Origin of the sequence: Luteococcus sp. (assembly GCF_043424415.1) — a bacterium.
GTDB lineage: Bacteria > Actinomycetota > Actinomycetes > Propionibacteriales > Propionibacteriaceae > Luteococcus.
In genome coordinates this window covers 1-12,143 of sequence record NZ_JBHWOO010000076.1, presented here as the reverse complement: position 1 = coordinate 12,143, position 12,143 = coordinate 1, and the positions used below count along the sequence as shown (strand labels likewise).

Genomic DNA, 12,143 nt, shown 5'->3' with positions numbered 1-12,143 from the left:
CTAGGCATGGAGTCCGTCTTCGTCGACGCCCAAGGCCTGGTGACCGTCGTTGCGCGTGCACTGGATGGCCAGAACTCGTACACCACCCACATTTCGGTGAGCCTCGGCGAAGGTCGCCACGTCGTCGACGACGTCCTGCCGGTAGTGCGTCTAATGGCTGGCGCTCATGCGCCCAACCGGCTCTTGTTGGCCCCCGTGCGAGTCCCCTACAACGCCGATGACGCAGAGGTCCTTGATCCCCCCAATCCCGATACCCAGCAGGAGCTGGACAAGGCACTTCAGGTCACGGAGGCCCTTGCAGTATTGCAACAGCTGACCCCCGTGGACCTGCACATCCCAGACCCGGACGACCGCACCACCGACTGGGAGCAAGTCATCACCGCTGGCGAGCTCGTGGCTGGCCGTCCGGTCGAACATCATTGCTCGGAGATGACCGGGCCTCCCGGCTTATTCACCGAGGCTGGAGGCCGCATCCAGGTTCGCGACCATGTCGCGATCACACTTCCTGAGACCACGATCCAGCTGGGCGAGGTCACGTACACCCTCCGGGGCCATTCCTTGGGAAGCCGCGACTATCCCGGTCAGGGCCCACTTGAAGTGTGGCAGGTCGATGGCAGCGTTGCGGCACAGCTCTCCTGACAGCATCGAGCGAGGCGTCGAGGTCGAACTCATTCGAATCTGCGCCAAGGGCTTCACGCGAGATCAGCGGCATGTGCGCGCATTCCCGACACCAAGGACAGTGGCATGACAATGCGGTATCTGTGTGCCGTTTGGAGGCCACCGTTCACGGAGCAACAGCCGCATAGAAGGCCGTGACGAGGAACTGGTCGATGATGTCGGCCTGCTCGTCGGTCCATGACGCGGCCAGCGCGCCGTGGTCTCCATTGCGCACTTGGATGAGTTCGACTGGCTGTGCTGCCGCGCGCAGGGCACGGAAGTGCCGCAGGCTGTGTTCCAGGGGGCCGCAGGCTGTGTTCCAGGGGCACGATCCGGTCCTTCGTCCCGTGCATCATGAGCAGCGGTGCCAGTGCGCGGTCCGCCACGATCCACCGGGTGGGGTTGGCCTGCTGGACCAGGTCGGGGATCGTGGCGAGGTCCACTCCTCCGAACAGCCGCCCCTCGGCGCTGCCCGAGCCCTCATGGTCGCAGGTCGTGGGTTCCTGGTTTCCGATGGACAGGTCGCTGGGGCCGTAGAAGGCAAGGTAGGCCGCGATCGGCCATGGTTGCTCGGGAGTCTCGTCGAACAGGCCCAGTCCCTCAGTTGCATGGGCCATGAGCGCAACGTGGCCGCCGGAAGAGTCGCCGGCCAAGGCTACCCGTGTCGGGTCGATGCAGAACCGCTCGTGATGCTCGATCAGCCATCGAGTGGCGGTTCGAGCATCCTCGATCTGCGCCGGGAACGGGGCCACCGAGCTGGGCCGGTGCTCGACGAGTGCGATGACGTAGCCGCGGTGGGCGAAACGGACCCAGAAGTCCATCGTGGATCCCATGTCCTGCGGGCCCCACCCCGAGCCTTGGACGAAGACGATGCAGGGCAGGCGCTCGGCCACCATCTCATCCCAGGTGGCGTAGGTCAGGTCGAGGCAGGACTGGATGACGTGGACGTGGAGATCGACCCCCGACCTCGTGGCGTAGGGCACGTTGAGGTGAACGTGGACATGCCTTTGGCCGGGCAAGGCATCGATGGACCGTGATCCCTCCTCAACGACGCCTGAATGGTAAGACTTGTCGCGGGAGCCATCAAAGAGAATCACCCGCCCATCATCGCTGGGAACGCTCCCCGGCCGCACCCCTATTTGCTGACTCCTCGAACGTCACCTCTGGGCATTCTGCGGGTGATCGGTGTCAAGACTGTCGCGATCCCCGCGGCAGAGGCGGACGTTCAGCGTGGCGGGTGTTCCATCCGTTTGGAATTCGCCACGCTCCTCGTGCGAGCCGGGGCGTCAGCCAGCCAAGAAGTCGTCAATGGTCGTGACGACGTCGGGGTGTAGCCCCTTGACGAGCGTGTTGCGGTCGTCGACGGGGTAGGACATGGCGCCGTTCCAGTCGGATGCGACGAGGTGGCCGTCCTGTTCCCAGAAGGTGTTCGCAAGCGTGCTGCCTCGGTGCAGCTCGATGCGGGTCGCTTCGACCGTGCCTGTGGGGGTCTCGACGCTCTCCTTGCCCAGGCGGATGAGGCGGGCGTCGTAGACCGTGAGGTCGCCCTCGAGGAACTCGCGGTAGGTGGTCTCCCTCTGTTTCCCGGCCAGGAAGTCAAGGAGAATGCGGACGGCGGCGTAGCTGGGCACGGCCCGCTCAAGCGCTGGCATCGCCTTCCCCGAAACGGTGACGATGCCGTCGGCTGAGCAAGACGCGCTCGTCGTCTCGTTGTGGCCGATGTAGGTGAAGGACCGCCACTCAGGGCCGGTCGGGCCAGCGAACTCCGTGTGCTGCACCAGTCGGAGCAAGTGGTCGCCACAGCGGACGGTCATGATGGAGTCGAGGTCCTGGCCCACGAACTTGCGGATGAGGACGCCCGCCTTCGCCCCGTCGTCGTGGAACTCCTCGAGCAGCACTGTGCCAGTCATGTCGACCTCCATGAGTCGTCGGTTGCGGTGGTTTTGGAGAGCACCCCGTTGCCAGTACGTGTTGCGCATGGCCAAGTTTGACAGCGAGCAAGGCCGACCGTCCTGTAATCGGCGTGAGAGTGATGTCATGCGCCTCAGCTGGAGCGCCACCTGCGCCCGTCGCCACCCGTCCTGAAGATAAGAATCTCTCAGCTTTCTACTTTGAACGGCACCCGATGAAGACCCGATCTGTTCAAAGTGCTGAGCGTGGCCGCGTTCAAAGTGCACTGCATCTCGACATCTGTCGAGATGCAGCGAAGACTGAACACGGGCCTCAATACTCTGAATGTGGAGTGCCTGAGAGCCATGCGCCGCGGAGCATGACCACGGACCAGGTTGGGCAGAGCCAGGAACAAGGACGTGCTGATCGACTCGCACTCCGGTACTGCCCGGGTGGTGACAGTGCTGCCAAGTCACTGTCACAACGTCGTCAGACCAGCGGCAGCGAACTCTTCACGGGGCAGTCGGATCCTTGCAGAGGGAGCAGCTTGGGAGCTCATCCCGTGGCCTCAGGGGTGCGTGAGCATCCTCTTCCGCCGACAGGCAGACGTTGGCGAGCCATACAGATTGGTACCATTGGCGGTACCATGACGCCATGCCCAGTGTTGCGAAGATCCTCGTCGAGATGCGAGCCAATCCCCGCAACATCGGCTACGCCGAACTGGCCAAGGTCTGCGAACACCACTTCGGACCACCCCGCACCAGCGGCGGCTCCCACGCCGTCTACAAGACACCCTGGCCCGGGGATCCTCGGGTCAACATCCAGAATGATCACGGCAAGGCCAAGGCCTACCAGGTCAAGCAGGTACTGCAGGCCATCGAGAAGTTGGAGGCGAACCGATGAGCACCACGATGATCGACACCGCGCGCTACACCTTCCGCGTCACCTGGTCGGTCGAGGACGACGAGTTCGTCGCCACCTGTGTCGAGTTCCCCTCCCTGTCGTGGCTGGCCGAGACTCCGGAATCGGCCCTGACCGGCTTGCGGGAACTGGTGGACGAGGTGGTCGCCGACCTTCGCGAAAGGGGCGAGGACGTGCCTGAGCCGTTGTCGACGCGGCACTACTCGGGCAAGTTCCAGCTCCGGTTGGGCGAGGACCTGCACCGTCGCCTGGCGATCGAGGCGGCCGAACAGCACCTCAGTCTGAACCAGTACGTCACCCGCAAGCTCGCCGCGGCGTCCTGATCCACCCGAAGGCGCACTTCTGCCGCGCTCGAGCGGGCGGCAAGCTTGCCCTGATGCGATTCCCGCGGGCAACAATCCGTAGGTTCCCTCAGCTTTCCAACCCGCCTGTGGCCAGGCCCGTGAAGTGCGTGAGCATCCTCTTCTGCTTGAGATGTGGGTGATCTCCGGATCATCGGGGTGTCTGGGCTGGCTGGCATCCCGGAGTCCAACAGGGAGGTGTGGAATGGTGAGCGACGGGTTGACCGACGACCAATGGGCGGATGCGGTGGTGGCCGTCCTTGAAGGGCCCATGCATGAGGTCGGAATGGGCGAGCCCAATGCCGCCCCGCGCCATGCGATGTGGCACTGTAGCGCGGCAACACCGGAACGTCCGTTCGCCGGTTCTCCCGTGTGGAAGAACTCTGGTGGGGCTTGCCACGACATCACTGTCCGGGAGGACGAGCAGGCCGGCGGTGGTCGAGTCCTCTTGGTCTGGACGGAAGGTTCTGACGTGCCCAGCTGCCCGCCCCTTCGACGGTCGAGGCACTGGCGGCCGCGCTACGTCCATTCGCTGAACGGTTGGGCGCGGTGCTGCAGCGAGACTTCCAGCATTTCGTGACGCATCACGGAGGCTACCTGCCAGGGGCGGAGCCTTCGACAGGCTGAGACACACTCGATCTCATGTCGCTGGTCGAGTAGCCGGCAAGGTTGCCCGGGACGTGGGGTGAGCCTCCAGCCGAAGGCCTCCACTGTGAACAGGTAGCAGCGGACGGGGCTGTCTCGAATACGGAGCGGATCGGCCATCGCCCCTCGGTGCTTCTCGACACCTGGCTGGCGAAGTTCGGCCCGCACTGCGCACGCTGGAAGCTGACTGGGCCCGCGATGCAGCACGTGCCCAGTGACTTCTCGACGTGCACTGTGAGCAGCGCCCCATCTTCCTCCATGCGGAGGACGACCGACTGACGACCCCAGGCGCCCCGAGCCAGGCCTCCGCATCGCCTGATGCCATGCGATTGCTGCTCCTGCCGCTGCCGAGCAATGCGGGCCGCGAGGACGAGAACCTCGCCGGCCTCGACCGGGCGCTGGGCGAGGCCCCGCCCGTCGACCTGGCGGTCGTGGCGGAGGCCTTCGGCCAGGGTTTCGAGGCCATCACCGATGATCCACGCCATGACCTTGCGGTGGGTTGGGAGGAGTCGGGCCCCGAGATCGCACAGGTCAGGGAAATGGCCCGACGCCACCGGACCGCGATCGGCTTCGGGTTCATCGAGCGGGCAGGCGACGTGCTGCACTCCGGCGCCATCGTCGTGGACCGCGAGGGCGCCACCCTGGCCTCTACCGGAGGATGTCGCCCGGCTGGCGCGGAAGCGAGGTGGACACGTCCATCTACGTCGACGGCACCGAGCCCGTCTGTTTCGAGCTGTGCGGGCAACGAGTCGCGATCGCCCTGTGCGGCGACCTGTGGGTCATGCCCGAGCGCTTCGCCCAGCTCGACGCTGACCTGTTGCTGTGGCCTGTCTTCGTGAACTTCACGCCCGAGCGATGGTCAGGGGAGATCTCCGACTACGCGGCGCAGGCCGGGTCCGTCTGCCGCCGGATGGCCTGGGTCAACAGCCTCGCCGACCAGACGCCCACGTCCCCCCGAGTGGGCGGGCGCGGCCCACGGTGGAGCCGCCTGGTTCACCGACGGCATGCTCGCCGCCGCGCTTCCCATGGGACAGCCGGGCCAGCTCGTCGTCCACGTCTGAAAACAGTCGCCTCCTGGTGCAACCTTTCCGCCCTCCGGCGCGTAGCCAGAGATGAAGGCGCTTCACCCGGCGCCCCGAACCCAGGAGGACCCCATGAAGACGAACCGCACTGTCGTCACCCTGCTCGCCGTGGCAGCCGTGCTCACCGGTTGTGGCCAGGAGAAGTCCGATGTCGCCGACCCGACCCCGCCCCTCTCCTCGACCACCGAGCAGTCGAGTTCCTCCACCACCAGTCAGACGACGACCATCGCCTCCTCCAGCAAGTCCACCGCCTCAACCACGCCCAAGCCCTCGGCCTCGCAGATGGACCTGTCCGCCTATGCCGCGACGGGCGGCGCCGGAAAGGGCCACTACTTCACCAGCGGCACCCTGCGCTGCGGCATCACCCAGTCGGCGACCGGCTGCCAGTCCACGGCCCTGGTGAAGAACCGCCCCAAGTGCACCGACCCCGACAGCCGTGCCCCCTACGTCGCGATCGACGGCAGCGAGCCGAGCGAGGACGGCTGCACCACCCAGGGGGTCTTCATCGCGGAGAAGCCTGCCAAGGAGTTGCTGGCCGGACAGTCACTGACCGTCGACGACGCCACCTGCACGGTGGTGGCGACCGGATCGGTCACCTGCACCACCAATGAGGGGCGCATCGTCGCGAACTCGGAGGTCTTCCAGTACCACGCAGAATGAGTCGGATCAGAGGCGGACGAGCATCTTGCCGGTGTTGGCGCCGTCCAGCATGTCGATGAAGGCCTGCGGGGCGTTGTCGAGACCCTCGCGGACGGTCTCGTCCCAGCTGATCCGGCCCTCGGCCACCCACTGACCCATCGTCTTCTGGAACTCGGGACGCACCTGGTCGGCGTACTTGGCGATCACGAAGCCGCGCAGCGTCAGCCGCTTGCCGATCGCCAGGGCCAGGTTGCGGGGGGCGGCGGGCGGTTCGGTCGCGTTGTACTGGGCGATCGCCCCGCACATGGCGACGCGGCCGTCGGTGTTCAGGCTGGCGATGGCCGCCTCCAGGTGGTCACCACCGACATTGTCGAAGTAGACGTCAATGCCCTCGGGGGCTGCTTCGGCGAGCTGCTCGGTGACCGATCCGTCGCGGTAGTTGAAGGCGGCGTCGAAGCCGAGCTCACGCAGCCGGGCCACCTTCTCGGGGGTGCCGGCCGAGCCGATGACGCGGGAGGCGCCGGAGAGCTTCGCAATCTGCCCCACCAGGGAGCCGACGGCACCGGCGGCGCCGGAGACGAAGACGGCGTCGCCCTGCTTCATCTCGCCTGCGACGAGCAGGCCCGCGTAGGCGGTGAGGCCGGGCATGCCGAGCACGCCAAGGTAGGCGCCCTCGTCGATGTTCTCGGTGTCCACGACGCGCGCCTGGGAGCCGTCGACGACGGCGTGGTCGCGCCAGCCGAGGGCATGGACGACGCTGGCGCCAACGGGCACGTCGGCGTGGCGCGAGTTGATCACGGTGCCGACGGCGCCGCCGTCCAGGGGCTGGTCGATCTGGAAGGGCGGAATGTAGGACTTCACGTCGTTCATCCGGCCGCGCATGTAGGGGTCGACCGACATCACGGTGTTGGCGACGAGGACCTGTCCCTCGGCGAGTTCCGGGACAGGCACCTCGACCAGGCGGAAGTCCTCGGGCACGGGGGCGCCGTGTGGGCGACGGGCCAAGTGGATCTCGCGGGTGGTGCTGGGAATCTCGTGCGTGGTGGTCATACCTACAAGAGCGCTCTGGGAAGGGATTTTGTTCCCGACCAGGCTCAGCCCACGTCGAGGGCGGTCCAGTCGGTCGTCACGGTGGGCTCCTTCCCGGCATTCTCCACGCCGACCAGGAGCCCGCCCAACGCAAAGCCCCAGCCAGACCCGAAGCGCGGGCTGTCGTGACCGAAGAGGGCGCCGAGCCACATCGCGGCCAGGGCCAGGACGGGCAGCACCAGTGCCAGCCTCTTCCACACGGCGGGACGACGAAGGCCCCGGCCGATGTTCACGATCCAGGAGCCTTTGACGACGTCCTGGTCGCGGGCACTGCCCCGGCCGCCACCGTGTCGGATGATCCACGGAGCGATGACCTGCGCGGTCGGGTAGCCGGTGCCCAACCACAGGTCCGCCACCGGCAGAGGCATGTACTCGGTGCCCAGGTCGAGCACGGTGTTGCCCGTCGGCACCATGGCCACCAAGCGCTCCACCGTCGAGGCCGACCAGCGCCGACAGCCATCCCCACCAGTGGACGGTGTGGTGCGTCGAGGCGGCCACCACACCGAGCGGCACGACCAGCAGCGCCGCGCCGCCCAGTCGCCAGGCCCGGGGTGTGGATGCGAACCGGAAGTGCACCGGCTCGCGGCTGGTGTCGAGACTGACCATGGATGGCCTGGGGACGTCAGGCCTGGCGTCGCGCCTGGACCGTGGCCTCGGCTGCCTCGTCCTCGAAGAGCTGGTCCTTGCTGCCCACTCCTCGGGACACTGCGAGGTGCCCTCCCAGGTAGCCGGCGGCGGCGAGGATGCCCATCGAGGCGCCCGAGGTGGCCAGGGCAAGCACCTTGCTGCCTCGGCTGCGCTGCACCATCGCCAAGCCCTGCAGGCCCAGCCCGATGACATTGGCGCCGGCGTGCACCACGCCCACACGCTGGCGGGGACGGTCGGCATCGGCCAGTTCGGCCCAGCCGGTGATCGCGGCCGGCACCGCGCTCGCGATGCCGACGGCCGTCAGTACCTGCGCGGAAGCTCCTTCGGGGTCAGTGCCGCTGAGGTCGACCAGCAGGGCGCTCATCCAGGTGCCCAGCGGCACCTGCACGGCGATCGGGTGCAGGGCGTGACCGGCCCAGCGGCCCTGCAGGGTGTGCTTGATGGTCGGGTTGCCGGAGATGGCCTCCATCAGGGGCTGGGCGGCGTCGACGGCACGGTCCAAGACCGGTGACTGCTCCAGTCGGACCATCAGGGGGCTCAGGGGGCTGTCTGCTCGCTCGAACATGGTCTCTCCTCCGCTGTGGGGCTGCTCCCCGTCGGGTTTGCCTCTGCCTTCCACGATAGCCATCCGTCCGCGGCCCGTCATCGCCCTGACGGGTGGCTTGATCCGACGACCACGGTTGATCTTGGAAGCGCCCGTCAGGCCCTCAAGGACGCTCCCAGTCCTCGATCCCGCCGTCGACGACGGTGAAGATCGGATGGGCTTCGACCGCACCGAGCCGCGGGAGCCAGTCGGGTTGGCGCGCAGCCACCTTGGCGCGCAGGTGCTCCATCTCGAAGTTGAGCTGACCACGGGTGACGTCAATCCTGATGGCAGGACCAGCGCAATTGATCTTGGAATGGTCGAAGTGGTAGCCGCGGGCATCCGCCTCCTGTGCGAGCCCCTGCAGCCACGCACCAATGGCCAGGCAGGGATCACTGGTGATCTTGAAACGGTCCAGCTGGGGATGGTTGCGATAGCCCTTGGTCTGACCGGCCAGCACCTTCTGGGCAAGCAGGCCCTCACGCCATCCCGCCACCAGTGCGGCCCGGTCGAGCAGGGCGGGGTCCAGGCTCCATAGTCGCATGGCACACAAAGCTAGCGTGCAGGCAGACTGGAGGCCACGACCACAGGAGGCCGCATGCCACTGTCCCGACCCTCGAATGCCCAGCTGGCGCAGGAGATCCTCGAGCTCCTGCAGCGGCGCCGCCCCGATGCCACCATCTGCCCGTCCGAGGTGGCGCGGCAGCACGGCGAGCAATGGCGCGAGCTGATGCCGCGGGTACGCGAGGCGGCCTCGCTCCTGGGACGGGACGGGCGCGTCGTCTCCACGCGCAAGGGGATCGTCGTGGAGGCCCAGGATCCGGGCGGACCGATCCGCTTGGGGCGGGGGCCCCGATTTCCTGCTGGCTAGGCCCGTCCCCCGCTGGCTAAGCTCGCGGCATGAGTGATGACGCTACCCGCAATGCCCACCTCCTCAGCGGCCTGTGCCTGTGCATGGGGCTACTGCACTTCGTCAAGCCGGAACCCTTCGACGGATTGATCCCGTCCAAGCTGCCGGGCAGCCCCCGCTTCTGGACCCTGGCCTCGGGCGTCGCCGAGATCGCAACCGGCACCCTGCTGGCAGTGCCGTCGACCCGTCGCCTTGGCGGCCTTGCGGCGCAGGCACTGTTCGTCGGCGTCTTCCCCGGCAACCTCAAGATGGCCAAGGACTCGCGCGAGGCATCCCTTCCCGTGCGCGTGATCTCCCTGGCCCGACTTCCCCTGCAGGCCGACCTCATCCGACGCGCCAGGATGGTTTCCGGCCAGGAGTGACATGGGCCCTCAGGTCTCGCGCACCCAGGGCTTGGAGACCCACGGATTGCCGCGCAGGTAGAACCGACGCACCGCGTCGACATTCTTGCTGATGCCGATACGTGTCGACATGACGACATCTTCCCTTTTCACGGGATCGCGTCTGACAAGGGTCAATGGCGGTTCGTCGAGGTCATGTCCGCGCATGGGCAAGGTGATGTCCATCGCCTTGCACAACTTCCCCGGGCCATTGGTGAGCTCGAAGCCGCCACGACCACGCCGCTGCTGCATCACGTCGAGGCCGGTGATGGGCTCGACGGCGCGGATCAGAACGCCACTGCCATGCCCCTCGAATCCGCACACGACATTCATGCAGTGGTGAATACCGTGGATGAGGTAGACGTAGGCGTGCCCGGCCGCCATGAACATGGCGTCGTTGCGCGCCGAGCGGCCATGGTGCGTGTGGCTGGCGGGATCATCCTGGTCATAGGCCTCGGTCTCGACGATCCGGGCCCGCAGCTGATGCCCGTCCAACTCACGGACCAGCTCACAGCCCAGCAGGCGCAGCGCCGCCTCCTCGGCCGAGACCTCGAGCCAGCTCCAGTCGCTCATCCGTGACCCCCGTTCTCGTGACCATGGCTTGTTCGGACGCCCCAGCCTAGGGTCGGGCCATGTCCATGATCCATACCATCGGCCATTCCACCCGACCGCTCGAGGAGCTCGTCGACCTCCTGGAGTCCTTCCAGGTGACGCACCTGGTCGACATCCGCACCGTGCCCGGGTCTCGCCACAACCCGCAGTACTCCGAGCGGGTACTGGCCGACGAGCTACCGGGCCTGGGCATCGACTACTGCCGCATGAAAGGGCTCGGCGGCCTGCGCAAGACCCAGAGGGACTCCCCCAACATGGGTTGGCGCAATGCGTCATTCCGCGGCTACGCCGACTACATGCAGACGGCGGAGTTCGCCAGGGCCGTCGAGGAGCTCGCCGAGCTGGCACGAGCGCACTGCGTGGCCATCATGTGCGCTGAGGCCGTGCCGTGGCGCTGCCACCGCTCCATGGTGGGCGATGCGATGCTCGTGCGCGGCTTCGAGGTGCTCGACATCATGGGGCTCGGCAAGGCGACGCCCCACAAGCTGACCCGCTTCGCGGTCGTGGAGAGGACGCAGATCACCTACCCGCCTGAGCAGGACTCCCCCTGAAACCCAATCCCCGGCCGGGCCCTTCTTCCTCAGTCACTGACTGAAGCTGCCAGTTTGAGATCCGGGCAGGGATCGTCAGTGAGCAGCAGGACGTGGCGCCCGCCAGTCCCGTGGAGCTCAGCGGGCACCTGAACCTATTCCTGACACCATGGGTGATCCTGCTTTTTGTCATGAAAAATTCATCCCTTCCACGCATGCTCGCTGCACACCGGTCGTGTAGCCAACAAGCCCCTCATGCTCCTTCTCGGAGTATTTGGGCGTTTTGCCTGTGATGATTTGTCAGATCATCGCTGGTGATGATGGACTCACCCTGGGGGTAACAATGGACTGGACAGACATCGGAGGGCACCTCGCCCTGGATCTGATCAACACGGTTGAAATGCGCTTCGACCCAGGTCGCCGCAAGGACGGACTGGTCGACTTCGTGGCGCTGCTGGACTGGTCCCAGACCTTCCACACCATCACGGCTAATGAAGTTTCTGCGCTTCGCCATACCTGTGATGTCGACCCCGTCGAAGCCCAGGTCGAGCTGGTGCGCACCGCCGCCGCACGGGATGACTTCTACGCCATGCTCTTCGAGCGCAAACCCGCGGCCACGCAACGGATCGCGGATCTGTATCGGGAGGCGGTGGCGGGGTGCGAGTTGCGTCCGTCCGGGGATGCCTGGGAGTGGGTGGACAGCGACCTGACCCTGGCGACCCCGAGGCATCGGGTGGTGCGACAGATGGTGGGCTTCCTGCAGCGTGATGACCTCGACCATCTGGACCAGTGCGAGGATGCGCGGTGCGGCCGGGTCTATCTGGACCATTCACCGCGACGGAATCGTCGCTGGTGCGTTTCCAGCGAGTGTGGTGATCGCAACCGTTCGCGCGCCTACTACCAGCGCCAGAAGCGCAGTGGGCGGGTCAGCGGCTGATTCGGTTCGTGGGGGCCTTGCTGGGAAGGCATTCCTGCCATCCCAGGATCTTCATGCGGGAGCCTCGTGCTGCTTCCACGACGCGCTCGGCACATTCGTCGATGTCGTCTCGTCCGTGGGAGAGGATGTGGATTCCGTCGTCGAGTCGTCGCATGTGCGAGCTCCCGACCAGGAGTGTTTCCCCGTCGACGAGGGCTTCGGCGCTGAGGGCGCCCCAGAGACGGTCCATGCGCGACTTGGGGCGCAGGTGGACTCGTAGTTCGGCGACGCCGATCGGCC

The 12,143-nt window shown here is 66.5% G+C and carries 17 protein-coding genes; 9 read left to right on the top strand and 8 right to left on the bottom strand.

Annotated features, from left to right (window positions below; all coding sequences use genetic code 11):
* On the top strand, nt 1–639 hold a 639-nt coding region (locus ACHFFZ_RS04585), incomplete at its 5' end, for a hypothetical protein (RefSeq protein ID WP_394275483.1).
* A 53-nt stretch (nt 640–692) separates the two neighbouring features.
* Here ACHFFZ_RS04585 and ACHFFZ_RS04580 read toward each other — a convergent pair.
* The gene (locus ACHFFZ_RS04580; protein WP_394275482.1) at nt 693–1,754 is read right to left on the bottom strand and encodes an alpha/beta hydrolase fold domain-containing protein; all 1,062 of its coding nucleotides are present in this window, start codon (nt 1,752–1,754) and stop codon (nt 693–695) included.
* A gap of 189 nt (nt 1,755–1,943) precedes the next feature.
* Entirely contained in the window at nt 1,944–2,567 is a 624-nt protein-coding gene (locus ACHFFZ_RS04575) for a hypothetical protein (RefSeq protein WP_394275481.1), read from the bottom strand.
* Nucleotides 2,568–3,231: 664 nt separating this feature from the next.
* Here ACHFFZ_RS04575 and ACHFFZ_RS04570 point away from each other — a divergent pair.
* From ACHFFZ_RS04570 to ACHFFZ_RS04555, 4 genes are all read left to right on the top strand, one after another.
* On the top strand, nt 3,232–3,450 hold the full coding sequence (locus tag ACHFFZ_RS04570; protein ID WP_394275484.1) for a toxin HicA: 219 nt from the start codon (nt 3,232–3,234) through the stop codon (nt 3,448–3,450).
* Nucleotides 3,447–3,791, top strand: coding sequence for a type II toxin-antitoxin system HicB family antitoxin (locus tag ACHFFZ_RS04565; protein WP_394275480.1), 345 nt, complete (start codon nt 3,447–3,449; stop codon nt 3,789–3,791). The genes ACHFFZ_RS04570 and ACHFFZ_RS04565 overlap by 4 nt, the downstream gene beginning before the upstream one ends.
* A 986-nt stretch (nt 3,792–4,777) precedes the next feature.
* Nucleotides 4,778–5,293, top strand: coding sequence for a nitrilase-related carbon-nitrogen hydrolase (locus ACHFFZ_RS04560; protein ID WP_394275479.1), 516 nt, complete (start codon nt 4,778–4,780; stop codon nt 5,291–5,293).
* A 315-nt stretch (nt 5,294–5,608) separates the two neighbouring features.
* Complete coding sequence (locus ACHFFZ_RS04555; protein WP_394275478.1) at nt 5,609–6,196, top strand: hypothetical protein; 588 nt, start codon at nt 5,609–5,611, stop codon at nt 6,194–6,196.
* Between the two features lie 6 nt (nt 6,197–6,202).
* On the opposite strand, the gene ACHFFZ_RS04550 is transcribed toward ACHFFZ_RS04555, so the two are convergent.
* The 4 genes from ACHFFZ_RS04550 to ACHFFZ_RS04535 all read right to left on the bottom strand — a co-directional run bounded on the left by ACHFFZ_RS04550 (nt 6,203) and on the right by ACHFFZ_RS04535 (nt 9,039).
* Complete coding sequence (locus ACHFFZ_RS04550) at nt 6,203–7,225, bottom strand: NADP-dependent oxidoreductase (RefSeq protein ID WP_394275477.1); 1,023 nt, start codon at nt 7,223–7,225, stop codon at nt 6,203–6,205.
* 44 nt (nt 7,226–7,269) lie between these two features.
* Entirely contained in the window at nt 7,270–7,683 is a 414-nt protein-coding gene (locus tag ACHFFZ_RS04545; RefSeq protein WP_394275476.1) for a hypothetical protein, read from the bottom strand.
* A gap of 203 nt (nt 7,684–7,886) precedes the next feature.
* Complete coding sequence (locus ACHFFZ_RS04540) at nt 7,887–8,477, bottom strand: DUF2231 domain-containing protein (protein WP_394275475.1); 591 nt, start codon at nt 8,475–8,477, stop codon at nt 7,887–7,889.
* Between the two features lie 142 nt (nt 8,478–8,619).
* The gene (locus tag ACHFFZ_RS04535; RefSeq protein WP_394275474.1) at nt 8,620–9,039 is read right to left on the bottom strand and encodes a pyrimidine dimer DNA glycosylase/endonuclease V; all 420 of its coding nucleotides are present in this window, start codon (nt 9,037–9,039) and stop codon (nt 8,620–8,622) included.
* A 54-nt stretch (nt 9,040–9,093) separates the two neighbouring features.
* Here ACHFFZ_RS04535 and ACHFFZ_RS04530 point away from each other — a divergent pair, with 54 nt between their 5' ends.
* Nucleotides 9,094–9,366, top strand: a complete 273-nt coding sequence (locus tag ACHFFZ_RS04530; RefSeq protein WP_394275473.1) for a DUF3253 domain-containing protein — start codon at nt 9,094–9,096, stop codon at nt 9,364–9,366.
* 29 nt (nt 9,367–9,395) lie between these two features.
* A complete protein-coding gene (locus ACHFFZ_RS04525; RefSeq protein ID WP_394275472.1) occupies nt 9,396–9,767 on the top strand; it encodes a hypothetical protein in 372 nt (123 codons plus the stop codon).
* 9 nt (nt 9,768–9,776) lie between these two features.
* On the opposite strand, the gene ACHFFZ_RS04520 is transcribed toward ACHFFZ_RS04525, so the two are convergent.
* Nucleotides 9,777–10,358, bottom strand: a complete 582-nt coding sequence (locus ACHFFZ_RS04520; RefSeq protein ID WP_394275471.1) for a DNA-3-methyladenine glycosylase — start codon at nt 10,356–10,358, stop codon at nt 9,777–9,779.
* Between the two features lie 59 nt (nt 10,359–10,417).
* Between ACHFFZ_RS04520 and ACHFFZ_RS04515 the strand changes: the two genes are divergently transcribed.
* The gene (locus tag ACHFFZ_RS04515) at nt 10,418–10,948 is read left to right on the top strand and encodes a DUF488 family protein (protein ID WP_394275470.1); all 531 of its coding nucleotides are present in this window, start codon (nt 10,418–10,420) and stop codon (nt 10,946–10,948) included.
* Between the two features lie 253 nt (nt 10,949–11,201).
* Complete coding sequence (locus ACHFFZ_RS04510; RefSeq protein WP_394275469.1) at nt 11,202–11,864, top strand: CGNR zinc finger domain-containing protein; 663 nt, start codon at nt 11,202–11,204, stop codon at nt 11,862–11,864.
* Here ACHFFZ_RS04510 and ACHFFZ_RS04505 read toward each other — a convergent pair.
* Nucleotides 11,854–12,143 (bottom strand): hypothetical protein (locus ACHFFZ_RS04505; protein ID WP_394275468.1); only part of this gene is annotated, 290 nt, incomplete at its 5' end. The genes ACHFFZ_RS04510 and ACHFFZ_RS04505 overlap by 11 nt on opposite strands.

Excerpts from the sequence above, each read along its gene's own strand:
- ACHFFZ_RS04575 (WP_394275481.1), bottom strand. The coding sequence starts at position 2,567 with ATGACTGGCACAGTGCTGCTCGAGGAGTTCCACGACGACGGGGCGAAG.
- ACHFFZ_RS04570 (WP_394275484.1), top strand. The coding sequence starts at position 3,232 with ATGCGAGCCAATCCCCGCAACATCGGCTACGCCGAACTGGCCAAGGTC.
- ACHFFZ_RS04565 (WP_394275480.1), top strand. The coding sequence starts at position 3,447 with ATGAGCACCACGATGATCGACACCGCGCGCTACACCTTCCGCGTCACC.
- ACHFFZ_RS04560 (WP_394275479.1), top strand. The coding sequence starts at position 4,778 with ATGCGATTGCTGCTCCTGCCGCTGCCGAGCAATGCGGGCCGCGAGGAC.
- ACHFFZ_RS04555 (WP_394275478.1), top strand. The coding sequence starts at position 5,609 with ATGAAGACGAACCGCACTGTCGTCACCCTGCTCGCCGTGGCAGCCGTG.
- ACHFFZ_RS04550 (WP_394275477.1), bottom strand. The coding sequence starts at position 7,225 with ATGACCACCACGCACGAGATTCCCAGCACCACCCGCGAGATCCACTTG.
- ACHFFZ_RS04540 (WP_394275475.1), bottom strand. The coding sequence starts at position 8,477 with ATGTTCGAGCGAGCAGACAGCCCCCTGAGCCCCCTGATGGTCCGACTG.
- ACHFFZ_RS04535 (WP_394275474.1), bottom strand. The coding sequence starts at position 9,039 with ATGCGACTATGGAGCCTGGACCCCGCCCTGCTCGACCGGGCCGCACTG.
- ACHFFZ_RS04530 (WP_394275473.1), top strand. The coding sequence starts at position 9,094 with ATGCCACTGTCCCGACCCTCGAATGCCCAGCTGGCGCAGGAGATCCTC.
- ACHFFZ_RS04525 (WP_394275472.1), top strand. The coding sequence starts at position 9,396 with ATGAGTGATGACGCTACCCGCAATGCCCACCTCCTCAGCGGCCTGTGC.
- ACHFFZ_RS04520 (WP_394275471.1), bottom strand. The coding sequence starts at position 10,358 with ATGAGCGACTGGAGCTGGCTCGAGGTCTCGGCCGAGGAGGCGGCGCTG.
- ACHFFZ_RS04515 (WP_394275470.1), top strand. The coding sequence starts at position 10,418 with ATGTCCATGATCCATACCATCGGCCATTCCACCCGACCGCTCGAGGAG.